Annotated in this window: 19 protein-coding genes and 1 tRNA gene; 10 read left to right on the forward strand and 10 right to left on the reverse strand. The window is 73.4% G+C overall.

Annotated elements, in window-relative coordinates; genetic code table 11:
- Positions 1-13 precede the first annotated feature (13 nt).
- The 3 genes from PS271_RS10600 to PS271_RS10610 form a co-directional block, all read right to left on the reverse strand.
- Positions 14-904, reverse strand: a complete 891-nt coding sequence (locus PS271_RS10600) for a cellulose-binding protein (protein WP_398381707.1) — start codon at positions 902-904, stop codon at positions 14-16.
- Positions 905-1,111: 207 nt separating this feature from the next.
- A complete protein-coding gene (locus tag PS271_RS10605) occupies positions 1,112-4,084 on the reverse strand; it encodes an SUKH-4 family immunity protein (protein WP_398381708.1) in 2,973 nt (990 codons plus the stop codon).
- Between the two features lie 7 nt (positions 4,085-4,091).
- Positions 4,092-5,069 (reverse strand): HNH endonuclease, encoded by a 978-nt coding sequence (locus PS271_RS10610; protein ID WP_356288716.1) that lies wholly within the window; start codon positions 5,067-5,069, stop codon positions 4,092-4,094.
- Between the two features lie 413 nt (positions 5,070-5,482).
- On the opposite strand from PS271_RS10610, the gene PS271_RS10615 reads away from it, so the two are divergent.
- Positions 5,483-6,058, forward strand: coding sequence for a YwqJ-related putative deaminase (locus PS271_RS10615; RefSeq protein WP_398381709.1), 576 nt, complete (start codon positions 5,483-5,485; stop codon positions 6,056-6,058).
- Between the two features lie 7 nt (positions 6,059-6,065).
- Complete coding sequence (locus PS271_RS10620; protein ID WP_398381710.1) at positions 6,066-6,575, forward strand: SUKH-3 domain-containing protein; 510 nt, start codon at positions 6,066-6,068, stop codon at positions 6,573-6,575.
- Between the two features lie 224 nt (positions 6,576-6,799).
- On the opposite strand, the gene PS271_RS10625 is transcribed toward PS271_RS10620, so the two are convergent.
- Complete coding sequence (locus PS271_RS10625) at positions 6,800-8,197, reverse strand: histidine kinase (protein ID WP_398381711.1); 1,398 nt, start codon at positions 8,195-8,197, stop codon at positions 6,800-6,802.
- Positions 8,198-8,395: 198 nt separating this feature from the next.
- Between PS271_RS10625 and PS271_RS10630 the strand changes: the two genes are divergently transcribed.
- The 5 genes from PS271_RS10630 to pth all read left to right on the forward strand — a co-directional run bounded on the left by PS271_RS10630 (position 8,396) and on the right by pth (position 12,579).
- Positions 8,396-8,467: transfer RNA gene (locus PS271_RS10630), tRNA-Gln, on the forward strand.
- A 119-nt stretch (positions 8,468-8,586) separates the two neighbouring features.
- Complete coding sequence (gene glmU / locus PS271_RS10635; RefSeq protein ID WP_398381712.1) at positions 8,587-10,041, forward strand: bifunctional UDP-N-acetylglucosamine diphosphorylase/glucosamine-1-phosphate N-acetyltransferase GlmU; 1,455 nt, start codon at positions 8,587-8,589, stop codon at positions 10,039-10,041.
- Positions 10,042-10,114: 73 nt separating this feature from the next.
- Positions 10,115-11,089 (forward strand): ribose-phosphate diphosphokinase, encoded by a 975-nt coding sequence (locus PS271_RS10640; protein WP_030365148.1) that lies wholly within the window; start codon positions 10,115-10,117, stop codon positions 11,087-11,089.
- 222 nt (positions 11,090-11,311) lie between these two features.
- Positions 11,312-11,887 carry a 50S ribosomal protein L25/general stress protein Ctc gene (locus tag PS271_RS10645; protein WP_398381713.1) on the forward strand — a complete coding sequence of 192 codons (576 nt, stop codon included), beginning with the start codon at positions 11,312-11,314 and terminating at the stop codon, positions 11,885-11,887.
- 98 nt (positions 11,888-11,985) lie between these two features.
- Positions 11,986-12,579 carry an aminoacyl-tRNA hydrolase gene (pth, locus tag PS271_RS10650; RefSeq protein WP_398386797.1) on the forward strand — a complete coding sequence of 198 codons (594 nt, stop codon included), beginning with the start codon at positions 11,986-11,988 and terminating at the stop codon, positions 12,577-12,579.
- A gap of 67 nt (positions 12,580-12,646) precedes the next feature.
- On the opposite strand, the gene ppc is transcribed toward pth, so the two are convergent.
- Complete coding sequence (ppc, locus tag PS271_RS10655; RefSeq protein WP_398381714.1) at positions 12,647-15,370, reverse strand: phosphoenolpyruvate carboxylase; 2,724 nt, start codon at positions 15,368-15,370, stop codon at positions 12,647-12,649.
- A gap of 194 nt (positions 15,371-15,564) precedes the next feature.
- On the opposite strand from ppc, the gene PS271_RS10660 reads away from it, so the two are divergent.
- Together PS271_RS10660 and PS271_RS10665 are read left to right on the forward strand one after the other, a co-directional pair.
- Positions 15,565-16,545: an acyl-CoA desaturase gene (locus tag PS271_RS10660; protein ID WP_398381715.1), complete on the forward strand. Its 981-nt coding sequence runs from the start codon at positions 15,565-15,567 to the stop codon at positions 16,543-16,545.
- On the forward strand, positions 16,542-17,234 hold the full coding sequence (locus PS271_RS10665; protein WP_194959945.1) for a TetR/AcrR family transcriptional regulator: 693 nt from the start codon (positions 16,542-16,544) through the stop codon (positions 17,232-17,234). Before PS271_RS10660 ends, PS271_RS10665 begins: the two co-directional genes overlap by 4 nt.
- A gap of 340 nt (positions 17,235-17,574) precedes the next feature.
- Here PS271_RS10665 and PS271_RS10670 read toward each other — a convergent pair whose 3' ends face one another.
- Entirely contained in the window at positions 17,575-18,363 is a 789-nt protein-coding gene (locus PS271_RS10670) for a trans-aconitate 2-methyltransferase (RefSeq protein ID WP_398381716.1), read from the reverse strand.
- Positions 18,364-18,436: 73 nt separating this feature from the next.
- Here PS271_RS10670 and PS271_RS10675 point away from each other — a divergent pair, with 73 nt between their 5' ends.
- The gene (locus PS271_RS10675) at positions 18,437-18,934 is read left to right on the forward strand and encodes a MarR family winged helix-turn-helix transcriptional regulator (protein WP_106682081.1); all 498 of its coding nucleotides are present in this window, start codon (positions 18,437-18,439) and stop codon (positions 18,932-18,934) included.
- On the opposite strand, the gene PS271_RS10680 is transcribed toward PS271_RS10675, so the two are convergent.
- From PS271_RS10680 to galT, 4 genes are all read right to left on the reverse strand, one after another.
- Positions 18,893-19,759: a response regulator transcription factor gene (locus PS271_RS10680; RefSeq protein WP_398381717.1), complete on the reverse strand. Its 867-nt coding sequence runs from the start codon at positions 19,757-19,759 to the stop codon at positions 18,893-18,895. The two genes, PS271_RS10675 and PS271_RS10680, sit on opposite strands and share 42 nt — an antisense overlap.
- A 333-nt stretch (positions 19,760-20,092) precedes the next feature.
- Entirely contained in the window at positions 20,093-21,265 is a 1,173-nt protein-coding gene (galK, locus tag PS271_RS10685; protein WP_398381718.1) for a galactokinase, read from the reverse strand.
- A complete protein-coding gene (gene galE / locus PS271_RS10690; RefSeq protein ID WP_398381719.1) occupies positions 21,262-22,236 on the reverse strand; it encodes a UDP-glucose 4-epimerase GalE in 975 nt (324 codons plus the stop codon). The genes galK and galE overlap by 4 nt, the downstream gene beginning before the upstream one ends.
- Entirely contained in the window at positions 22,233-23,315 is a 1,083-nt protein-coding gene (gene galT / locus PS271_RS10695) for a galactose-1-phosphate uridylyltransferase (protein WP_398386798.1), read from the reverse strand. The genes galE and galT overlap by 4 nt, the downstream gene beginning before the upstream one ends.
- Between the last annotated feature and the right edge of the window lie 43 nt (positions 23,316-23,358).

The following is a 23,358-nucleotide window of genomic DNA, read 5'->3' on the forward strand; positions in this document are numbered from 1 at the left end:
GTACGTACCGCGCCTACTCCCCCGCGCCCAGGTCCTCCGCCACCGGCTTGCCCGTGAGGGCTGCCAGGCTGTGGCGGACGTGGGCCATGTGGGCGCGGAGCTCCTCGCGGCGTTCCTCGTGTTCGCGGAGGTTGCGCTCCATGTCGCGTACGACCCGCTCCTCGCGGACCCGCGCCTGCGCGATCAGGGCGGCGCCCTGCGCCTCCGCGTCCTCCTGGCCGTGCCGCGCCGCCTCCTCCGCCTCCGCGTAGCGGCGCTGCGCCTCCGCCAGGGCGTTGCGGGCGTACTCCTCCATCGCGGCGATGCGCGTGTCGAGCGCGGCCTCGCGCTCGGCGATCTCGCGCCCCGACGCCTCCCACCGCTCCGCGTGGTCCTTCTCCTGCTCGGCGAGCGCCGCCGCCGTCCGCTCGCGCATCTCCGCCAGCGCCGCCGCCGCGTCCTCGCGCCGCTGCTTGGCGTCGCGCCGCGCCACGGCGATGACGTCGTCGGCGACGGACTCGGCCGCGACGAGGGCCTGCCGGGCCCATTCCTCGGCCTCGGCGCGCACCGCCGTGGCGGCCTGGTGAGCCGCGTCCCGGACGGCCCGCCCGTGCGCCTCGGCGGCCTCCATCAGCTCGGCGGCGGCCGCCTCGGCCCGCTCCCGCAGCCCGGCCGCCTCGGCCTGGGCGGTGATGAGGAGCCCTTGCGCGCGCTGTCCGAGCGATTCGTACGTCTGCGGGGGGAGCTGCGTCACCACCTGCCCCAGCCGCTGTGCCTCCTCCTCCATCTCGCGCGCGAGTACGGTCAGCCGCGCCACCCGCTCCCAGGCCGCGTCCCGCTGGCGCGCGAAGTCGGCGAGCACGCGATCGACCTGCTCGGGCCGGTAACCCCGGCCCCGTACGACAGCGAAACCGTCGGGAGACACCGATGCACTCATCCTTGAAGCCCCTTATATCCCGGATGTCCGGTATGTGACGCAGTCTGGCGCACATCATCCCTGGACCACGGGAAGTGCCGATGACGCGACACTCCGCCCGCTTCTTCTGTCAAGGATGCGCCAACCTACGACACGGGGCGCCCGACCCTCATCCCGGATCGGGCGCCCCGCGCCCTCAGCGCACCTGCCGTGCCGTTAGAACAGGCCGTCCCACATCTGCTCCACCAGCACCGACCACCAGTTCTCCGGTGAGGACAAGGCGGCCGTGTCCAGCGCCATCAGCTGTTCCTGGAAATCCACCGTCCAGCGGCCCGCCTGCTCCGGCGTCAATCCGTAGCGCCACCGCCACATCTTCCCGAGCAGCGCCAAAGAGCGAACGAACTGAGGCAGGCTCGTGTTGACGAACTGCGGCGGAACGGACGAACCGCCCGGCCCCGCCTCCAGCGGCACCGCGACGATGTGCGCCGTCCCGTACTGGACGCACAGCTGCTTGCCGAAGTCCGTGCCCATCACGAGATACGAACCCGCGTCCGGAGCCGCCTGCACCCGCCGCTCCGCCGCCAGCTCCGCCAGCGTCGGCACGGGCCGGCCCGGCTGCGCCTGGCCCCAGAAGAACGGTCCGCAGTCCACGGGCACTCCGGCCCACACCAGCGTCTGAGCGACGACGTCCGGCACGCCCTGGCGCGACACCGCACGCTGCTCGAACCGGAACACGCCCTGCGGGCCGAACGACTCGGCCAGCTCCCGGGCGATCACGTCCGGGCCGACCGGCGGCGCCTGCGGCACCTGGCCGGGGTGCGGCAGCGGCACCCGGTTCGGCGCGGGGCGCGCCGGGCCGTCCGCGACCTGGTGCAGCTCGCCCTGATGCTCGATCAGGTGCCGGACGCCCTGCTGGCGCGTGGCGTGGTCGCGGCCGTACGCGGCCGTGTGACTGACCGTCGCCTGCGGCCAGTTGTCGCGCACCATGCGGGCGCAGTAGCCGCCCGGGCCGTCGCAGGACTCCAGCTCCGTGTGGAGCTCCAGCACCTGCTCGCGCGGCACGTTCAGCGCCATCAGCTCGTGCAGGATCTGCCACTCCGGGTGCGGCGTGCCCGGCGCGCTGCGGCGGATGAGCTGCTGCTCGGAACCGTCCTGCGCGCGGTAGCGCAGGACGGCCATGTAGCCCGGGCCTACGGTCGGCAGGCCGCTGGGCGGCTGCGGGTAGCCGTACGCGGGGGCCGCGGGGGCCGGCTGCGGCGCGGCGGGGCCCTGCGGGGCCGGGGGCATGCCGGGTGCGCCCGGGCTCGCCAGCATGGTGGCGGCGTGGTGCACGCCGCCGGGGCCGGCGGGCGGCGGGGTGCCGCCAGGGCCGGCGGGGGCCGCGGGGGGCTGTCCCGGGGCGCCGGGAGCGCCCGGAGCGCCCGGAGCGCCCGGAGCGCCTGGGGCGCCTGGGGCGCCTGGGGCGGCCGGGCCGCCGGGGGCGCTCGCGAGCATGGTCGCCGCGTGGTGCACGCCACCGGGGCCGGCCGGAGCGGCGGGCGGTGCGGCCGGCGGTGCGGCGGGGCCCGCCGGGCGGCCCGGGACACCGGGCGGACCGGGCGGTACGGGCGCGCCGGGTGCCGGGGCGGCGGGTGCGGCTCCGGGCATGCCCGGCGTACCGGGCTGGGCGAGCATCGTCGCGGCGTAGGCCGCACCGGTGCCGGGAGCGCCGGGACCGGGGCCCGCGGGCGGGCCGGGCGGCGTGGGGGTCTGCGGGCCGCCGGCGCCGGGAGCACCGGGAGCGGGCGGCGGCGGAACAGGCGCACCCGGCCCTGCCGGCGGCGCCGGCGGCGGGACGGGCGCTCCGGCGGGAGCCGCGGGCGGCGGGACCGGGGCGCCGGGGGCGCCCTGTGCTCCCGACGGGCCCTCAAGGGAGTCAAGGGACGGGGCTATGGCCGTCTTCGGCAGCGCGCTGCCGGCGGACATCAGGGCCGTCTTCGCCTCCGGGCCGACGCCCGGGGGCGGCGTGTCGTCCTCGTCCGTACCCGACAGGGCCGGCGCCAGCACGGTGGCCGGCAGGCCGACCGAACGGTCGTCGTCATCCGCGGTGTGCGTGGCCGCCGTGGCCCAAGGAGTGGTCTCCGGCGCGGGAGGCGTGACCGGCGGCGCGGGCGGTGCGGGAGGCGCGGGCGGTGCGGCAGGCGCTGCCGACTCCGGCCCCTCCGAGGGGGCGGACAGCGGCACCGGCCGGCCCAGCGACGCGTCCGAGGACGCCGCGGAGCGGGCGGACGTGCCCGCAGGCGTCTCATCGGGCGCGCCCGGGAACGCGCCGGAACCGGAAGGCGAGCCCGCAGGCGCGTCCCAGGCCTTGCCGACAGGCCCGGCCCCAGGCGCACCGGAGGCGCCACCGGCGGACGGGCCCGAAGCCCCACCCGCGGACGCGCCGTCAGAAGCACCCGCAAGCGCGCCGGAAGCGCCACCCGCAGCCCCACCCCCAGCCCCACCGGCCGGCAGACCCGGAGCACCACCCGTAGACGTACCGTCAGAATCGCTCGAAGGCGCACCGGAAGGCGCACCGGAAGCGCCATCCGCAGAGCCGCCCGCACCCGCGTGACCGCCCGCAGACGTACCGGCAGGCGAGTCCGTAGCCCCACCGGCAGCCCCGCCCGCAGGCGCACCCTCAGCAGAACCCGCGGGCGAACCCGCGGACGCCCCCGCACCAGCAGGCGCACCCGCACCCACGCCGGACGGCGCCCCCGTACCCCCGCCGACCGGCGAAGCGCCGGCCTGCGAACCCCCGCCCGACGTCGACCCGTCCGCCCTCCGGTCGGGAATCCCCATCGCGTCCGCCGCGTCCTGGAGCCACTGCGGCGGGCTCAGCAGGAACGACGTCGCGTTCAGGTCCAGCCGTTTCGGCGGGGCGTCCGACGGTTCCGGTTCTTCCACGGGCACCGCTCCGTACTCCTCCTCGTAGCGCCGGATGACCTCGCCCACCGGCAGCGCCGGCCACAGCGTCGTCTCCCCGCTGTCCCGGGCGATCACCAGCCTGGCGTGCCCGCCGTCGGACGTCGGACCGTCCTCGCGGTCCTCCGCCCACACCACGAACCCCAGGTCGAACTCGCGGACCCGCACCTCCCGGTGCTGGTACGCCGCCACGTCACCGTTGGCCCAGCGCTCACCGCGCTCCTGCGCCTGCGCGAACGTCACCACCGCGCGCTCACCCCTCCACCGGGACGGCGAAGGCGAAGCCACCGTCCACCATCAGGCCGGCCACCGTCTCCAGCTCGGGCGGACCGCCCGCCAGCCGCGACAAAAACACGTCGAAGTCCTCACCACAGGGCAGCAGCAACCGCTCCACCCGCTCCTGCACCGACCAGCCGTCCCGGTCACGCGCGTCGTCGTACGGGCAGAACCAGACCGAGCCGACGGCCTCGCCCTTCACCTTCACCGCGAGTACGCCCCCCTGGACGAATCCCACGCCCAGATAGTCCTTGGTGAAGTGGTCGCGCAGACACTTGTTGACGTAGACGAGGTCGTTCACCGCCGCTTCGTCGCGCACCGTGAAGAAGGGCTGGTCGATCAGCAGGCCCAGCTCCGCGTCCAGCGCGGCGCCGACCGGCGCGCAGCCGCCCGCCGCCTTCAGGAACGCCCGGTAGGCGCCGGGCAGGCGGTAGCCGAGGTCCTCCTCGACGCCCTGGATCTGCTCCTCCGTCACCGCGAGGTCCCGCTGCGGCAGGACGAAGTGCACCGGCCGGGTCTCCTGGAGCGGGCGCGTGCCGCGCTTCTCCTGGTCCACGGCGGCCGTCGCGAGCCCGCCGTGGTGCCGCAGCAGCGCCTTCACCTCGGCGGGCACCAGCTCCAGCCGGCGCGTGCCCGCCACGTGGTGCCACGTCCAGCCGTGCGGCGTCGCGACCGACGGCAGGCTCGCCCACAGTTCGTGACCGGCGGCGTGCAGCGCGGCGTTCGCCGACACGTAGTCGGTCAGCCGCAACTCGTCCACGCCGAAGCCCTCCGGCGGCTCCGCGATCTCCGCGGCGGCCCGCGCGTACGGCGAGAAGACCGGGTGACCCGAGTCGTCCATCCGCACCCCCTTGGGATAGCGGCTGGCGCGGACCGGGTCCGGGAAGTGCACGACCTGCCCGGCGTAGGCCGCATTCGGTGGCGCGGCCTGCTGCCCGAGCCGACCTGTCGTCATGGCGGAAGCCCCCTGCTGACTGTGGATCCGAAAAGGCCCCGGCGAACGCCGCGGTCGCCGCGCGTCACCGGGCCCCCGCCCGGGCCACGGGGCGGCCCGGCCGGCCGGTGTCCCCATGGCCGAGAACACCCCGTGCGGCACAGCCTATGCGGTATCGCAAGACAGGGGCCGCGCCCAGGTCCCCGCCCGGGCACACCCCCTGCCGGCCCGGCCGGGCCGCCGCGGGCCCACGGGCATCCGTCACGCCCCGTAAGCGCCGTCCGGCCGAAGCGGCCACGCCCCCAACGGTCCGACCATCCGACCCATGAACATCACACGACACCCCGCCAACCCCGACCTGACTTCCGCACCTGCCGTCCCGTTTGGCAGGCTGATCCCCGCAACAGGGGGATTGCAGGGAGGGAAGAACCACCATGCACACGACTCAGGACCGACCGCCGGCCGACGACCACGGCACGACGGCCTCCGGCGACCCGCGGCTCAGCTGGAGCACCGAGGACGCCGACCGGCCCCCCGCCCTGCTGCACCGCCGCGACGGCATCCTGCCCGTGATCGCCGCCGCCCTGTCCGTCCGCGGCGAGACACTGACCTGCACCGGGGGCAAGGCCGACGTGCCGCCCGCGCTCCACCCCCTCGTCCAGGACTTCCTGGACACCCTCACCAGCGACCGCCGCGAACGCTTCACCGGCCGCTGCTCCGAAGCGCTGCTGCTGACCCGCTTCCTCACCGCGCACGAGAACGCCCGCAGCAAACGTGCCGCCCGCAAACCCCTGACCCACGGCGAGGCCCGGCGCGCCCTCAAGCACGCCAAGCTCACCGCCCGGCACATCCGCGAGGAAGGCGACCCCCGGCACGGCGCGTACGCCCCGCCCTGCCGCTCCTGCACGGCCCTGCTGAGCCACTTCGGCGTACGCAGCGTCGACCCCGCCGCACCACCCGCCAAGACCGCCGCGCTCAAGAACGCCGCCGCACTCAAGAACAAGGGCTGACCAGCACATGCGCGCCTTCGACCGCACCGCGGCCACCCGCTTCCCCGCCGCCGTCGACGCCGCCCTGCGCGAAGCCGGCTGGCAGCCCGGGCGCTGGGACATCAAGGCCGCCGAGAACTGGGCCGACGCCCTGCGCGCCCACTCCTCCCCCGCCGGCCACCGGCACACCGTCTTCCCCGCCGCCGTCGAAGCCTGGGCGGAGTTCGGGGGCCTGCACATCACGGGGACGGGGCCGGGCCGGCACATCGCCCCCACGCCCTTCCACGTCGACCCGCTGCACGGCCTCCACCTCGCCCGTACCGTCGCCGACCTCGGCCGCGCGCTCGGAGCCGACGTGTGCCCGCTCGGCCAGGAGGCGGACGGGCAGGCGCTGCTCGCCATCGACGCCCACGGCCGCGTCTACAGCCTCGACCACACCGGCGACTGGTACCTCGGCTCGGACATCGACCACGCCATCGGCACGCTCGTCAGCGGGACCCGGCCGTCGCGGCTGTCGGCGGGCACGGGACGCCGCTGATCCGTTCCGTACGGGTACGCGTACGGGCACGGGTGCGGGTGCGGGTGCGGGTGCGAACACAGGCCCCGTACGGACACCGCCGACCGGAGCAATACGAACCGGCCAAAAGCCAGGCGAGAACCGGCCGAAAGCAGGCCCGCCGCCGACCGGTCACACAACGGCACACACCCCGCCGAACCGGAAAGGCCGAGCGCCCGCGGCCCGCCACGCGCCCCCGTCCCGCCCTACGCCCCCGCGCCGACGCCGTCCGCCACCCCCGCCGGGATGACGGCCGAGACCCGGAATCCCCCCGCGTCCGTCGCACCCGACACGAACACGCCGCCCAGCGCCGACACCCGCTCGCGCATCCCCACCAGGCCGTTGCCGCCGCTCGGCAGGCCGGGCGCGGCCGCACCGCCGTCCGACGGGCCGTTCTCCACCTGGAGCGCCACCTCGCCGCCGCGATGCGCGACGCGCACGACGGCCTTCGCCCCCGGCGCGTGCTTGTGGACGTTGGTCAGCGCCTCCTGCACCACGCGGTACGCCGTGCTCTCCACCCGCGCGCCGTACGCACGCTCCTCGCCCTCCACGGACAGCTCCACGGCCATCCCGGCCGCCCGCGACTGCCCGACGAGATCCTCCAGACCGTCCAGACACGGACCGTCACCGGACAGCGACCCGCCGTCCGCCGGACCGGGCCCCGGCCGTCCCACGGCACCGACCCCGGCGGACACCCGCGCCGACGCCGCCGCGGCCACCTCCGCCAGCCGCCGCGAATCCAGCGCCGAGGCCGCCTCGGGCGCCGGCTCCTCCGAAGACGACCGCAGCACCCCGAGCATCTCCCGCAGCTCGGTCAGCGCCTGCCGGCCCATGTCGCCCACCAGGCCCGCGTTCCGCGAGGCCTTCTCGGGATCCTTCAGCGCCACCGCCTGCAACGCGGCCGCGTGCACCACCATCAGCGACACCCGGTGCGCCACGACGTCGTGCATCTCCCGCGCGATGCGCGTCCGCTCCTCGTTGCGCGCCCAGACCGCACGCTCCTCGGCCCGCTCCGCGAGCAGCGACAGCTCGCGCTCCAGGCCGTCCGCCCGCTCCCGCAGGCTCTCGACCAGCCGGCGCCGCGCGCCCACGTACAGCCCCGTCAGCACGGGAGGTGCCGTGAGCCCCAGCGCCACCAGGGCCGAGAAGAACACCATCGCCCCGAGGTTCTGCGGGGTGCCGTCGTCGGCCACGTTCTGGTGGAACTTCGCCAGCGTGACCGCGAACGTCCCCAGCACGGACACCCCGGCCAGGATCACCGTCAGCCGGCGCGGCAAGTCCGACGCCGCCAGCGTGTACAGCCCGACGACCCCCAGCAGGAACCCCAGCTCGGCCGGGGTGATCGCGATGCCCAGCAGCACGACGGCCACGGGCCACCGGCGCCGGAAGATCAGCGTGCCGCCGACGAGCAGCCCCACCAAGGCCGCGGGCACCACCGGTATCCGGTGCTCACCGGCGAACGCCACGCCCTCCGCCACGCACTCCAGTGCGGACACCAGCGCCAGGACGGTGTCGAGCACCATGCTCCGCCGCCGCGCCCACCACCAAGGCCCGTCCGGCGCGCCGCGCGCGCCCGCCTCCGCGTTTGCCCCCGTTGTGGTCATACCACCCAGACTACGGAAGCCCGCCACACCTTTTCCTGCCCGGGAGAACCCCGGCGGCAGCCGCCCGGGGCCGCCCCGGCACCTGCGTCCCCCGGGAAGCGCCGAGCCGCACCGTCGCGTCGGAGGCCGGTGGTACGGCATAGTGGTGGGGGCCGAAGCGGCGATCTAGGAAACTGTCCGTTTTGGCAATTTTGCCCATCCCCCGTGGTGTAATTGGCAGCACCGTGGCTTTTGGTGCCATTTGTCCGGGTTCGAGTCCTGGCGGGGGAGCTCACGGTTCCGCACCGCACCGGGTCCTGACCGCCCAGGTCAGGACCCGCCCGCGTTTCAGCAGTAAAACGCACCGGTATCCTTCGGATGTCCACCACCCGAAGCCGAAGGGCACACCCGTGAGCGCCAACCGCCCGGCAGCCGTCGTCGTTCTCGCAGCGGGTGAGGGCACCCGCATGAAGTCGGCGACCCCCAAGGTCCTGCACGCCATCTGCGGACGTTCCCTCGTCGGCCACGTCGTCGCCGCCTCCCGCGAACTGGACCCCGAGCACCTCGTCGTGATCGTCGGGCACGCCCGCGAGCAGGTCTCCGCGCACCTCGCGCAGATCGACCCCGAGGTCCGCACCGCCGTCCAGTACGAGCAGAACGGCACCGGCCACGCCGTGCGCATGGGCCTGGAAGAGCTGTCGAACAGCGGCATCGTCCTCGACGGCACGGTCGTCGTCGTCTGCGGCGACACCCCGCTGCTCACGGGCGCCACGCTCAAGACCCTCAGCGACACCCACGCCGCCGACGGCAACGCCGTCACCGTGCTGACCGCCGAGGTCCCCGACTCCACCGGCTACGGGCGCATCGTGCGCGACGGCGGCGGCGCCGTCACGGCGATCGTCGAGCACAAGGACGCCACCGACGAGCAGCGCGCGATCCGCGAGATCAACTCCGGGGTGTTCGCCTTCGACGCCCAGCTGCTGACGGACGCCCTCGGCAAGGTCCGCACGGACAACAGCCAGGGCGAGGAGTACCTGACGGACGTCCTGGGCATCCTGCGCGAGGCCGGGCACCGGGTGGGCGCGGCCGTCGCGGACGACCACCGGGAGATCCTCGGCATCAACAACCGCGTCCAGCTCGCCGAGGCCCGCAAGCTGCTCAACGAGCGGCTGCTGCACGCGGCGATGATGAGCGGCGTCACGGTCGTGGACCCGGCGTCGACCTGGATCGACGTCACGGTCTCGTTCGAGGCGGACGTGCTCGTCCACCCCGGCACCCAGCTGACCGGCACCACCAGCCTGGCCGCCGGTAGCGAGGTCGGCCCGAACACGCGCCTGACGGACACCGCCGTCGGCGCCGGCGCCCGCGTGGACAACACCGTCGCGGACTCGGCCCTGATCGGCGCGGGCGCCTCCGTCGGCCCCTTCGCCTACCTGCGCCCGGGCACGAAGCTCGGCGCGAAGTCGAAGGCCGGCGCGTACGTCGAGATGAAGAACGCCGAGATCGGCGAGGGCACCAAGGTGCCCCACCTGTCCTACGTCGGTGACGCGACGATCGGCGAGTACAGCAACATCGGCGCGGCGAGCGTCTTCGTGAACTACGACGGTGTGAACAAGCACCACACCACGATCGGCTCGCACTGCCGTACCGGATCGGACAACATGTTTGTGGCTCCGGTCACGATCGGGGACGGCGCGTACACCGCCGCCGGCTCGGTCATCACCAAGGATGTGCCCCCGGGTTCGCTGGCCGTCGCACGTGGACAGCAGCGGAATATCGAGGGCTGGGTGGCACGTAAGCGCCCGGGAAGCGCAGCCGCACAGGCCGCTTCCGCCGCTCACCGGGAGACCGACGGCGAGCAGTGACCGTGACACGGGTACGTCGTGCGGGGCGTACCGTGATAAGCGCACACAAAGCGACATCCAAGGAGACTGTGCTGTGACCGGGATCAAGACGACCGGCGAGAAGAAGCTGATGCTCTTCTCCGGCCGCGCCCACCCCGAGCTTGCCGAGGAGGTCGCGCACCAGCTGGGCGTCGGCCTGGTCCCGACCAAGGCATTCGACTTCGCCAACGGCGAGATCTACGTCCGCTTCCAGGAGTCGGCGCGTGGCGCGGACTGCTTCCTGATGCAGAGCCACACGGCTCCCATCAACAAGTGGGTCATGGAGCAGCTGATCATGCTCGACGCGCTGAAGCGCGCGTCGGCCCGCTCCATCACGGTGGTCGTGCCGTTCTACGGCTACGCCCGTCAGGACAAGAAGCACCGCGGCCGTGAGCCGATCTCGGCGCGCCTGATCGCCGATCTGTTCAAGACCGCGGGCGCGGACCGGATCCTCACGGTCGACCTGCACACGGACCAGATCCAGGGCTTCTTCGACGGCCCGGTGGACCACCTGTTCGCGCTGCCGATCCTCGCGGACTACGTGGGCGCCAAGGTCGACCGCGAGAAGCTGACCGTCGTCTCCCCGGACGCCGGCCGCGTGCGCGTCGCCGACCGCTGGTGCGACCGCCTGGGCGCGCCGCTGGCCATCGTCCACAAGCGCCGTGACAAGGATGTCGCCAACCAGGTGACGGTGCACGAGGTCGTCGGTGACGTGAAGGGCCGCGTGTGCGTCCTGGTCGACGACATGATCGACACCGGTGGCACGATCTGCGCCGCCGCGGACGCCCTGTTCGCCAACGGTGCCGAGGACGTCATCGTGACGGCCACGCACGGTGTGCTCTCGGGCCCGGCCGCGGACCGTCTGAAGAACTCCAAGGTGAGCGAGTTCGTCTTCACGAACACCCTGCCGACGCCGGGTGAGCTGGAGCTCGACAAGATCACGGTGCTGTCGATCGCGCCGACGATCGCGCGCGCCGTGCGCGAGGTCTTCGAGGACGGCTCGGTGACGAGCCTGTTCGAGGAGCAGTGAGTCTCCCGCAGCCCTAGCCTGCCGGCTGCAAAAACGATCGGCCCGGGTCCGGAAGGGTCCTGATCGATTTCTGAGCGGCCTCCCCCGCCGGGTACACTCCTGGAGTTGCTCGGCGAGGGAGGCCGCACTCATGTGCGGCGGTCCGTTATCGACGCGCTCTTCGTAGCAGGTCCGTATGTGGCCGGGTAACGGTCCACGATCACCGCTCACGAGGAGTGCACCATGGCTGAGATCAAGATCCCCGCCCAGGTCCGTGCCGAGTTCGGCAAGGGTGCCGCCCGCCGCATCCGCCGCGCCAACCAGGTTCCCGCCGTCGTCTACGGCCACGGTTCCGAGCCGGTCCACATCACCCTGCCGGGTCACGACCTGATGATGGCCCTCAAGACCCCGAACGTCCTGCTGTCCGTGGACATCGAGGGCCGCGACGAGCTCGTCATCCCCAAGGCCGTCCAGCGTGACGCGCTCAAGGGCTTCCTGGAGCACGTCGACCTGCTGGTCGTCAAGCGCGGCGAGACCGTCACCGTCGAGGTCCCGGTCCAGACCGAGGGCGACCTGGCCCCCGGCGGCAACCTGCTCGAGCACACCCTGACCGCCCTGCCGGTCGAGGCCGAGGCCACCCACATCCCCGAGGCCGTCACCGTCTCCATCGCGGGCCTGGAGGCCGGCGCCTCCGTCCTGGCCAAGGACGTCGTCCTGCCGGCCGGTGTCTCCCTCGCCGTCGACGCCGACGCCGTGGTCCTGCACGTCGTCGCCGGTTCGGTCGAGGCCCCGGCCGAGGCCGAGGGCACCGAGGCCTGATCCTCGCCGCACCCGGCTTTTCTTCCGACCGCCGTCCCGCTCCACCGGAGTGGGACGGCGGTCGGCTTTGAGCGGTTGGCTATGAAGGAGACATGCAGATGACGGACGACTCCAGCCCCTGGCTGATCGTGGGCCTGGGCAACCCCGGGCCGGAGTACGCAGGCAACCGCCACAACGTGGGCTTCATGGTCGCGGACCTGCTCGCGGAGCGGATGGGCGCCAAGTTCAAGGCGCACAAGGCCTCGCGGGCCCAGGTCGTCGAGGGCCGCATCGGCGCGCCCGGCCTGTCGAGCCGGCGGATCGTGGTGGCCAAGCCGATGTCGTTCATGAATCTGTCGGGCGGGCCGACGGCCGCGCTGCGCGACTTCTACAAGGTGCCGGCGGACCGGGTCATCGCGGTCCACGACGAGCTGGACATCGACTACGGCACGCTGCGGCTGAAGCTCGGCGGCGGCGACAACGGCCACAACGGCCTGAAGTCGATCACGAAGGCGCTGGGCCCGGACTACCTGCGCGTACGGTTCGGGATCGGGCGCCCGCCGGGCCGCATGCAGGTGGCGGACTTCGTGCTCAAGGACTTCTCGTCCACGGAGCGGAAGGAACTGGACTACCAGGTCGACCGGGCCGCGGACGCGGTGGAGTCCCTGATCGTGGACGGCCTGGAGCGCGCCCGGACCACGTACAACTCCTGACTCCGCCTCCATACACGCGCGAAGCGGCCCCCCGCCCTGAGGCGAGGGGCCGCTTCGCGTACGTGCGTCAGCCCGTGTTGCGCAGGCCCGCGGCCACACCGTTGACGGTGAGGAGCAGCGCCCGTGCCAGCAGCGGGTCGGGGCTCTCGCCGTTCTCCGCGGCGAGCCGCTGGCGGTGGAGCAGCGTCACCTGGAGGTACGAGATCGGGTCCAGGTAGGCGTCCCGCACGCGGAAGGTCTGGCGGAGGACCGGGCTGGCGTCGAGGAGCTCCGCCTCGCCGGTGATGCGCAGCACTTCCTGCACGGTGAGCTCGTGTTCGGCCTTGATGACGTCGAAGACGTGCTTGAGGTCGTCGGGGACGAGGGTGTCGACGTAGTGCTGGGCGATGCGCAGGTCGGTCTTGGCGAGGGTCATCTCGACGTTGGAGAGGAAGTTCTGGAAGAAGTGCCAGTGCTCGTGCATTTCGTCCAGGACGGTGTCGAGACCGGCTTCGCGGGCGGCCTTGAGGCCGGAGCCGACGCCGAACCAGCCGGGCACGATCTGGCGGGACTGGGTCCAGCCGAAGACCCAGGGGATGGCGCGGAGGCCGTCGAGGCCGGCGCCGGAGTCGGGGCGGCGCGAGGGGCGCGAGCCGAGGTGGAGCTCGGCGAGCTGGTCGACGGGGGTGGAGGCGAAGAAGTACGCGGGGAGGTCGGGGTCCTCGACCAGGCGCCGGTAGGCGGAGTGGGCGGCGTCGGAGACGGTGTCCATGGCCGCGTCCCAGCGGGCGAGGGCCTCGTCGGACTGGCGGGGCGCGGTGTGCAGCGCGGAGGCCTGGAGGGTCGCGGCGACCGTCAGTTCCAGGTTCTCGCGGGCGAGGGCCGGGATGAGGTACTTGTCGGAGATGACCTCGCCCTGCTCGGTGACCTTGATCTCGCCTTCGAGGGTGCCCCAGGGCTGGGCGAGGATCGCGTCGTGGGTGGGGCCGCCGCCGCGGCCGACGGTGCCGCCGCGGCCGTGGAAGAGGCGGAGGCGGACGCCGTAGCGGTGGGCGACGTCGCGCAGGCGGCGCTGGGCGCGGTGGATCTCCCACTGGGAGGTGGTGATGCCGCCGAACTTGGAGGAGTCGGAGTAGCCGAGCATGACCTCCTGGACGTCGCCGCGCAGCGCGACCAGACGCCGGTAGGAGGGGTCGGCGAGCATCTCGTCGAGGATGCGGTCGGCTTCCTTGAGCTCGTCGGTGGTCTCCAGGAGCGGCACGATGCCGATCTTGGCCCAGCCGGTGTGGAGGTCGATGAGGCCGGCTTCGCGGGCGAGGACGGCGGCGGCGAAGACGTCGTCGGCGCCCTGGCACATCGAGATGATGTAGGACTCGACGACCTCGGGGCCGAACTTCTCCAGGGCCTCGCGGATGGTGCCGAAGACGCCGAGCGTCTTGGCTCCGGCCGCGTCGAGGGGAGCGGGGCTGGGGGCGAGCGGGCGGCGCGAGCGCAGCTCCTTGGCCAGGAGCTTGCGGCGGTAGTCGCGCGGCATGTCGGCGTAGCGCCAGGACTCCTCGCCGAGGCGGTCGAAGAGCTGGCCGAGCGCGTGGTGGTGGGCGTCGGCGTGCTCGCGGACGTCCATGGTGGCCAGGTGGAGGCCGAAGGCGGCGAGGGTGCGCAGGGCGCGCTCCAGGCGGCCGTCGGCGATGAGGCGGCCGCGGTGGGCGCGCAGGGAGTCCTGGAGGGTCTGGAGGTCGGCGAGGAGCTCGGTGGTGCCGAGGTAGTCGCGGCCTTCCTCGTGGGGGGTGTTGCGGGCGAGGCGCTCGCGGGTGTTGACGAGCTTCTGCCGGATGCAGGTGGCCTTGAGGCGGTAGGGCTCTTCCGCGTTGAGGCGCTTGTAGCGCGGGCTGATCTCGGGCAGGAGCTCGAGGTCGCGCTGGAGGGAGGAGAGGAGCTCCTCGGTGGCACCGCTGTTGCGGATGGAGTTGGAGAGGGCGCCGCGCAGCTCGTCGACGAGGTCGAGGGCGTCGGTGATGCCGTGCTCGTACTGGAGGAGGAGGACGTCCCAGGTGACCTGGGGGGTCACGTTGGGGTTGCCGTCGCGGTCGCCGCCGATCCAGGTGCCGAAGGTGAGGGGGCGGGTGGTGGGCGGCAGGGTGACGCCGACGCGCTCCAGTTCGGCGGCGAGGTCCTCCAGGACGTCGCCGACGGCGTTGGCGTGGAGCTCGTCGAGGTAGTAGATCGCGTTGCGGGCCTCGTCGGTGGGCTCGGGGCGGGCGACGCGCAGCTCGTCGGTCTGCCAGAGCAGGTCGATGTTCTCGGCGAGGCGCAGGTCGGTGCGGCGCTTGTCGCCGGTGCCCGCGGCGAGGGTGTCGAGGAGGGCCGCGATGCGGCGGAGCTTGTTGAGGACGCTGCGGCGGGCGGCCTCGGTGGGGTGTGCGGTGAAGACGGGGCGGACGCCGAGGTTCTCCACGGTCTGCTGCACGTGCTCGGCGTCGGCTTCCTTGAGCTGGTCCGCGGTGCGGGCGAGGATCGAACCCTCGGCGGCGCGCTTGGCGCCGAGCTCGCGGCCGCGGTGCACCTGCTCGGTGACGTTCGCCAGGTGGAAGTAGGTGGAGAAGGCGCGCACCAGCTTGGCGGCGGTCTCCAGATCGGTCGCGCCGAGCAGCTCGGCGGCGGCCTCGCCGTCGGTACGGGTCAGGGCACGGACCCGCTCCACAAGGTCGAGGAGCTCTTCCCCCTCCTGGCGGACCAGGGTCTCGCCGAGGAGATCGCCGAGGCGGCGGATGTCGGCGCGCAGGGCGGCGTTGGTGTTGTCGGCACTGCTCACAGGTGCTGCTCCTTGCAGAGTTTCCGGCACGTCTGGAGGGGATGCGGACCGCGCTGTCCGACGCCCACCAGCATAGGTCTCCGCACGACGCGCGGTTATCCACAGCCCTCTTGCTCCCCGCCCCCGCCCTGCCATACTTACGAAGCCGTAGGTTACGGAACCGTAGCCATGCCCCGACCCCCATGAGGGAACCCATGACTGCAAGCCCCGACGTGCTCGAAGACGCGCCGAAGGCCCAGGAAGCCCCGCTCCCCTCCGCCACGCTGGGGAGCGACAGCAAGCGTTCCGTCGAGCAGCTCGCCCTGCTGCTCTTCATCACCGTGCCGTTCCTCGCCCTGGTCGCGGCGGTCCCGCTCGCCTGGGGCTGGGGGGTGAGCTGGCTGGATCTCGGGCTGATGACCGCGATGTACTTCATCGGCTGCCACGGCATCACGATCGGCTTCCACCGCTATTTCACGCACGGCTCGTTCAAGGCCAGGCGTCCGCTGCGGATCGCCTTGGCGATCATGGGGTCGATGGCGGTGGAGGGCCCGCTGGTGCGCTGGGTCGCCGATCACCGCCGCCACCACCGGTTCTCGGACGCGGAGGGGGACCCGCACTCGCCGTGGCGCTTCGGCGAGACGGTGCCGGCGCTGATGAAGGGGCTGTGGTGGGCCCACGTCGGCTGGATGTTCGACGAGGAGCAGACCCCGCAGCACAAGTACGCCCCCGATCTGATCAAGGATCCGGCGATCCGGGCGATCTCCCGCCAGTTCGTGCTGTGGACGTCGGTGTCCCTGCTGATCCCGCCGCTCGTCGGCGGCCTGGCCACCTGGTCCTGGCAGGGGGCGCTCACGGCGTTCTTCTGGGGTTCGCTGGTCCGGGTCGCCCTGCTGCACCATGTGACGTGGTCGATCAATTCGATCTGCCACGCCGTCGGCAAGCGGCCCTTCAAGTCGCGTGACCGCTCGGGCAACGTGTGGTGGCTGGCGATCCTCTCCTGCGGCGAGTCCTGGCACAACCTGCACCACGCGGACCCGACGTCGGCCCGGCATGGTGTGCTCAAGGGGCAGCTGGACTCCAGCGCCCGCCTGATCCGCTGGTTCGAGCAGGCGGGCTGGGCCTACGACGTGCGGTGGCCCACGGCCGGCCGCCTGGACTCCCGGCGGAAGGAGAGTGCCGCCGAGGCGGCATGATTGACAGCGTGGCGATCGACAGCAATACCACCAGTAACAAGGACCGGGCCCCTGCTGCGGGGGCCCGCCGCGCCCGGCGGGTGCGGATGACCGGCGCGGAGCGCCGGGAGCAGCTGCTGGACATCGGTCGCACGCTCTTCGCCGAGCGGGGGTTCGAGGGCACGTCGGTCGAAGAGATCGCGGCGAAGGCCGGGGTCTCCAAGCCGGTCGTCTACGAGCACTTCGGCGGCAAGGAGGGGCTGTACGCGGTGGTCGTCGACCGCGAGATGCGGCAGCTGCTCGACATGGTCACGGGCGCGCTGACCGCGGGCCACCCGCGGGAACTGCTGGAGCAGGCGGCGTTCGCACTGCTGGACTACATCGAGCGGTATACGGACGGCTTCCGCATCCTCGTCCGCGATTCGCCGGTCGCGCAGTCGACAGGCACGTTCGCCTCTCTGATCAGCGACATCGCCACGCAGGTCGAGGACATCCTCGGCCTGGAGTTCAAGGCCCGCGGCTTCGACGCGAAGCTCGCCCCGCTGTACGCCCAGGCCCTCGTCGGCATGGTGGCCCTCACGGGCCAGTGGTGGCTGGACGTCCGCAAGCCGAAGAAGGCGGAGGTGGCGGCGCATCTGGTGAATCTGGCGTGGCACGGCTTGGACGGCCTGGAACCGAAGCCGCGCCTTGTTGGGCACAGGCGCGCCTGAGAGCGCGACACGGGGGCGGCGCCCCCGTCGCCCCGAGGTTCAAGGGGGCTCGCCCCCTTGAATCCGCCGCGACGGCGACCAGCCACGACGGCGGATGTCGGCGATGCCGTACGGGCTCGGGTGGGACCGGCACCGCCGGATGGCGCCGCTGTGGCTGATCGCCGTCCCGGCGGAATGAAGGGGCGGGGCCCCTTCATCGCGTGCTCGCCGCGCAAGCTTGCGCAGGTCAAGGGGGCCTCGCCCCCTTGAAACCGCCGCCGCGGCGCGCCACCACGACGGTGGAGACCGGCGGTGCCGTAGGGGCTCAGGTGTACCGGCGCCGTCGGGCAGCGCCCCCGCGTCACCGCTCGGCCACCACGAAGATCCGCCGGAACGGGAACAGCGTGCCGTGGGGGCCCCGGGGGTACGCCTCGCGTAGGAGTGACCCGTATTCCGCCAGGAAGCGCGACGTCGCCTTCTCGTCGTCGCCCAGGGCCGTCAGGACCGGCCTCAGGGCCGTGCCCTTCGTCCACTCCAGGACCGCATCCTCGCCCGGAAGGGCGTGCACGTACGTCGTCTCCCACGCGTCGACCGTCAGCCCCAGCCCCGCCAGCCGCTCCAGGTACTCCGCGGGCGTCAGCACGTACCCGGGCCGCTGGAGCCCGCCCAGACGGCCCCGCCACGCCCTGCTCTCGCAGAGCTCGCGCAGCAGCACATGGCTCGGCTCGTCGAAATTGCCCGGCACCGTGAAGGCGAAGACCCCGCCCGGGGCGAGCGCCCCGGTCCACGCCGGGAAGGACTCCTCGTGCCCCCGCACCCACTGGAACGTCGCGCTGGAGATGATCAGGTCGTACGTCCCCTCCGGCGTCCAGGACCTCAGGTCCGCCCACCCGAAGTCGATGCCGGGCGCGCGCTCGCGCGCCTGCCGCAGCATCTCCTCCGAGTTGTCCAGCCCCGTGATCCCCGCCCGCGGCCACCGCTCGGCGAGCAGCGCCGTGACGTTCCCCGGCCCGCACCCGAGGTCCACGATCCGCGCGGGATCGCGCACCGGTACGCGGGCCAGCAGGTCGGAGAAGGGCCGGGCGCGGGGGCCGGAGTGACGCAGGTACTGCTCCGGATCCCAGACAGGCGTGGCAGCGTGAGTCGTCATACCTCCAGGATCACCACATGAATATCTTGACGTCAAGAGACTTCATGTCGACAGACCCTCTACACTGATCGTCATGGAGGACGAGGTCGATCGGCTGGTTTCAGCGTGGCGCCGCGAGCGCCCTGACCTCGACGTGGAGCCACTCGAGGTGCTCAGCCGCGTGAGCAGGCTCGCCCGCCACCTCGACCGCGCCCGCCGCCTGGCCTTCGCCGAGCACGAGCTCGAACCGTGGGAGTTCGACGTGCTGACCGCGCTGCGCCGCGCCGGGGCCCCGTACCAGCTCTCGCCCGGCCAGCTGCTGACCCAGACGCTGGTCACGTCCGGCACGATGACCAACCGCATCGACCGGCTCGCCAAGAAGGGCCTGGTCCGGCGCGAGCCGGACCCGAGCGACCGCCGGGGCGTGCTCGTACGCCTCACGGACGAGGGGCGGGACCGCGCCGACGAGGCCCTGGCCGGACTCCTGGAGCAGGAGCGCGCCATCCTCTCCGAGCTGTCCCGCACCCAGCGCCGCGAGCTGGCCGATCTGCTACGCCAGCTGACCGCCCCGTTCGACAACACTCCCGGTTAGGTCCACGGGCCCGACCCCGGCGCGGCGCGCGAGCGCGACCGCGGCGAGGGTGGAGTGGACGCCCAGCTTCCCCAGCACGTTCTGCATGTGGGTGCGGACGGTGTGCGGGGAGAGATAGAGCCGCTCGGCGACGGCCTTGCGGCCCAGCCCCGCCACCATGCAGCGCAGCACCTCCCGCTCGCGCGGTGTCAGCGACTCCACGAGCCGCTCGCTCTCCGTGCGGTGCTTGCGGGCCGCCGTGAGCTCCCGCAGCACGCCCGTGAGCAGGGCGGGCGGCAGGTGCGTCTCATCGCGCAGGACGCCCCTGATGACGGCCAGCAGCCGCGACAGCGAGCAGTCCTTGGCCACCCAGCCGCCGGCGCCCGCCTGGAGGGCCGCCGCGGCCCGCCGCGGGTCGTCGCGCTCGGCGAGGACCACCGTGCGCACCGCGGGGTGCGCGGTGCGCACCCCGGCCACGAGCGAGATCCCGTCGACCGCGCCCTCACCGGAGCCGCCACCGTCGTGCACGGGCACATGGCCCACGCCGTGGGCCGGGCCGTGACCCGGACCGTGGCCGGGCCCGAGGCCCGCGCCGTGCGGAGCTGGCCCCCTGAGCTGGCCCGGCACCGTCCCGCCGCCGTCCTGACCGACCGTGCCGAGATCGGCGTCGATCAGCAGCACGTCGAAGCGGCGCCCCTCGGCCGCCGCCCTCTCCAGCGCGCGCAGCGCCGCCGGCCCGCTGCCGGCCGCCGAGACCTCCACGTCCTGCTCGGCCGCGAGGGCGGCGGCGAGCGACTCGGCGAAGATGCGGTGGTCGTCGACCACCAGTACCCGAATACGTGCCACAGCCACCCCCATATCCTGGGCGGCGGTCAGTGCGGGTACGGCGCCCGGTCCGGGGCCGCCGCACACCGCACGGCCGCCGCCGCACTTGTCGACTTCCACCCCGCCCCGGGCGTCGTACCTGCCTGTCTCGCCCCCTGATCAGCGCCGGCCCCCACCGGCACTGTGCATCAGCGTACGGCGGGGGTCCCGCAACGGAAGCCGATTGGCAAAACTGCTCGACCCGCCTGTTTATGGTGAGCTTTCTGTTCAGTATTGAGGCAGTGAACGACGTGGAACGACGCGAAGTTGACCATGCGCGACTGCACGATCGGGCAGGGCCCGGCGGCCCGGTTTTCACCCCTCGCCCCGGAACACCCGCCGCGCACCTGCGCCCGCCACCGCTGCGAAGACCCGCGGCGGGCGGTGTCCGGCCGCCGCGAAGGCCGCCGTGACGGCCGCGCCGACCGCGTCCGCCGCCCCCTCCTCCACGAGCGCCAGCGCGGAACCGCCGAAGCCGGCGCCGGTCATCCGCGCCCCGAGCGCGCCCGCTTCGTTCGCGACCGCGACGGCCAGGTCGAGCTCCGGGCAGGAGACGGCGAAGTCGTCGCGGAGGGAGGTGTGCCCGGCGGTCAGCAGCGGCCCGGCCTTGCGCGGCTCGCGCGCGGCGAGGAGCGCCACGACCTCCCGTACGCGCTCGCCCTCGGTCACCACATGCCGCACCAGGGGCCTCAGGGACGCGTCGGCGAGCCGGCCCAGCGCGTCGCCCAGCTCCGCGTGCGGCACGTCCCGCAGGGCCCGTACGCCCAGGGCCCGCGCCGCCGCCTCGCAGCCCGCCCGCCGCGCCGCGTAGGCCCCGTCCGCCAGGGCGTGCCGGACGCGGGTGTCGACCACGAGGAGCCGCAGCCCGTGGGCGGCCAGGTCGAAGGGCACCTGCCGCAGCGCGAGGTCGCGGGTGTCGAGGTGCAGGGCGTGGCCGGCGGTGCAGCAGGCGGACGCCGTCTGGTCCATGACGCCGCAGGGGACGCCCACGAAGGCGTTCTCGGCGCGCTGGGCGAGCCGGGCGAGGGCGGGGCGCTCGCCCGCCGCCCCGTGCAGCTCGGTCAGCGCCAGGGCCGTGGCGACCTCCAGGGCGGCGGAGGACGACAGCCCCGCACCCGCCGGCACGTCGCTCTCCACGTACAGGTCCGCCCCGCCCACGGGCAGGCCCGCTTCGCGCAGCGCCCAGGCGACGCCCGCCGGGTAGGCGGCCCAGCCCGGCACGCCGCCGGGTACGAGACCGGCCAGGGGCAGCTCGGACGTGCCCGCCTCCGCCGCTTCGCGCGAGCGCAGCCGCAGCAGGCCGTCCGTGCGGGCCGCGGCGGCCACGCGGGTGCAGTGCGGGAGGGCGATGGGCAGGACGTGGCCTTCGTTGACGTCCGTGTACTCGCCGATGAGGTTGACGCGGCCGGGTGCGGCCCAGACGCCGACCGGGGCGTACCCGTAAGCGCGCTCGAAGCCCTCGGCCGCGTCGTTCGCCGCTGCGGTCACTGCTCGGGCCCGCGGCGCGCGAACTCCCAGGCGTCGGCGACGATCTGGGTGAGGTCCGGGCGGCGCGGCGTCCAGCCGAGGGTCTCGCGGGCGCGCTCGGCGGAGGCCACGAGGACGGCCGGGTCGCCTGGGCGGCGCGGCGCGGCGGTCTGCGGGACGGGGTGGCCGGTGACCTTGCGGACGGTCTCGATGACCTCGTGGACGGAGAAGCCGTTGCCGTTGCCCAGGTTGCAGATGAGGTGTTCGCCGTCGCGTGCGGCGGAGAGGGCGAGGAGGTGGGCCTCGGCGAGGTCGGCGACGTGGATGTAGTCGCGGACGCAGGTGCCGTCCGGGGTGGGGTAGTCGTCGCCGTAGACGGCGACGGCCTCGCGCTCGCCGCGGGCCACTTGGAGGACGATCGGGATCAGGTGGGTCTCGGGGGCGTGCCGCTCGCCGTAGGGGCCGTGCGCGCCCGCGACGTTGAAGTAGCGCAGGGAGACGGCGGCCAGGCCGTGGGCGGCGCACTCGCCGCTGATCATGTGGTCGACGGCGAGCTTGGTGGCGCCGTAGGGGTTGGTGGGGGCGGTGGGGGCGTCCTCGGTGATGGGGACGGCGGACGGTTCGCCGTAGGTGGCGGCCGTGGAGGAGAAGACGAGGGTGCGCACGCCGGCGTCGCGCATGGCGGCGAGCAGGTCGGCGGTGCCGCCGACGTTGTTGCGCCAGTACGGCTCGGGGTCGGCGACGGACTGGCCGACCTGCGAGAACGCCGCGAAGTGCAGGACGGCGTCGTAGGAGCTGTCGAGCCACTGCCCGGCGTCCTGCACGCGGCCGTGGATGAAGGCGGCGGAAGCGGGGACGGCGGCCCGGTGCCCGGTCGAGAGGTCGTCGAGGACGGTCACGGCGTGCCCGGCGGCCAGCAGATGCGCCGCCACGACGCTTCCGACGTACCCCGCGCCGCCCGTGACCAGGCACTTCCTGCTGTTCTCGCTCATTGACCCGCTACCTCTCGCAGTCGCTCCGCCGCGGCCTCGGGCGGCACATCGTTGATGAACACGTTCATGCCGGATTCGGAACCCGCGAGGAACTTCAGCTTTCCGGGAGCCCGGCGGATGGTGAAGAGCTCGAGGTGAAGCGCGAATTCAGTCCTGCGGGGGTCGTGGAACGGCGCCTGGTGCCAGGCGGAGACGTACGGGGTCGGCGGCGCGTCCCGGCCGAAGATCCGGTCGAACCGGCGCAAGAGTTCCAGGTACACCTGTGGGAACTCTGTGGCCGCCGCGTCGTCCAGGGCGAGCAGGTCGGGCACGCGGCGGCGCGGGTAGAGGTGCACTTCGTAGGGCCAGTGGGCGGCGTACGGCACGAAGGCCGTCCAGTGCTCGGTGGCGAGGACGGTGCGGCGGCCGTCGTCGCGCTCGGCGGCGACGGTGTCGTCGAAGAGGTTGCGCCCGCCCGTGCGGGCCGCGTGGGCGGCGGCGGAGGCGAGCATGCGCTCGGTGCGCGGGGTGACGAACGGATACGCGTAGATCTGGCCGTGCGGGTGGCCGAGGGTCACGCCGATCTCCTCGCCGCGGTTCTCGAAGCAGAAGACCTGCCGGACGGCAGGGAGCGCGGCCAGTTCGGCGGTGCGGTCGGTCCAGGCGGCGAGGACGAGGGCGGCGCGGTCTTCGCCGAGGGCGGCGAAGGAGGTGTGGTGGTCGGGGGTGAAGCAGACGACTTCGCAGCGGCCCGCCTCGCCGGTGAGGGAGGGGAAGCGGTTCTCGAAGACGGCGACCTCGTAGTCGGGGGCGGGGATTTCCGTGGGACGCCCGGGACTTGAGGGGCACAGGGGGCACGCTTCGGCGGGTGGGAGGAAGGTGCGGGTCTGCCGGTGCGAGGCGATGGCGACGTCGTCGCCGAGGATCGGGTCGTGGCGGATTTCGGTGGTGGTGAGGACGGGGCGGAGGGGGCGGGGGTCGGCGGCGTCGCGGATGACGTCGACGCGGGAGCCGCCGGAGTCGTAGGCGCCGCAGGAGTCGTAGGAGTCGTAGTAGATGAGCTCGCGGCCGTCGGCGAGCTTGGTTGCCGTCTTCCTCATGGGGATCGCGGGGCTCACGGGTTCCTCCTCCCCACCCCGCCCC

This window comes from Streptomyces sp. SCA2-17 (genome assembly GCF_044336695.1).

Coding starts and splice junctions, on each gene's coding strand:
- PS271_RS10610 (WP_356288716.1), bottom strand. CDS start 5,069: ATGACGACAGGTCGGCTCGGGCAGCAGGCCGCGCCACCGAATGCGGCC.
- PS271_RS10615 (WP_398381709.1), top strand. CDS start 5,483: ATGCACACGACTCAGGACCGACCGCCGGCCGACGACCACGGCACGACG.
- PS271_RS10620 (WP_398381710.1), top strand. CDS start 6,066: ATGCGCGCCTTCGACCGCACCGCGGCCACCCGCTTCCCCGCCGCCGTC.
- PS271_RS10625 (WP_398381711.1), bottom strand. CDS start 8,197: ATGACCACAACGGGGGCAAACGCGGAGGCGGGCGCGCGCGGCGCGCCG.
- PS271_RS10645 (WP_398381713.1), top strand. CDS start 11,312: ATGGCTGAGATCAAGATCCCCGCCCAGGTCCGTGCCGAGTTCGGCAAG.
- pth (WP_398386797.1), top strand. CDS start 11,986: ATGACGGACGACTCCAGCCCCTGGCTGATCGTGGGCCTGGGCAACCCC.
- PS271_RS10660 (WP_398381715.1), top strand. CDS start 15,565: ATGACTGCAAGCCCCGACGTGCTCGAAGACGCGCCGAAGGCCCAGGAA.
- PS271_RS10665 (WP_194959945.1), top strand. CDS start 16,542: ATGATTGACAGCGTGGCGATCGACAGCAATACCACCAGTAACAAGGAC.
- PS271_RS10670 (WP_398381716.1), bottom strand. CDS start 18,363: ATGACGACTCACGCTGCCACGCCTGTCTGGGATCCGGAGCAGTACCTG.
- PS271_RS10675 (WP_106682081.1), top strand. CDS start 18,437: ATGGAGGACGAGGTCGATCGGCTGGTTTCAGCGTGGCGCCGCGAGCGC.
- galE (WP_398381719.1), bottom strand. CDS start 22,236: ATGAGCGAGAACAGCAGGAAGTGCCTGGTCACGGGCGGCGCGGGGTAC.
- galT (WP_398386798.1), bottom strand. CDS start 23,315: ATGAGGAAGACGGCAACCAAGCTCGCCGACGGCCGCGAGCTCATCTAC.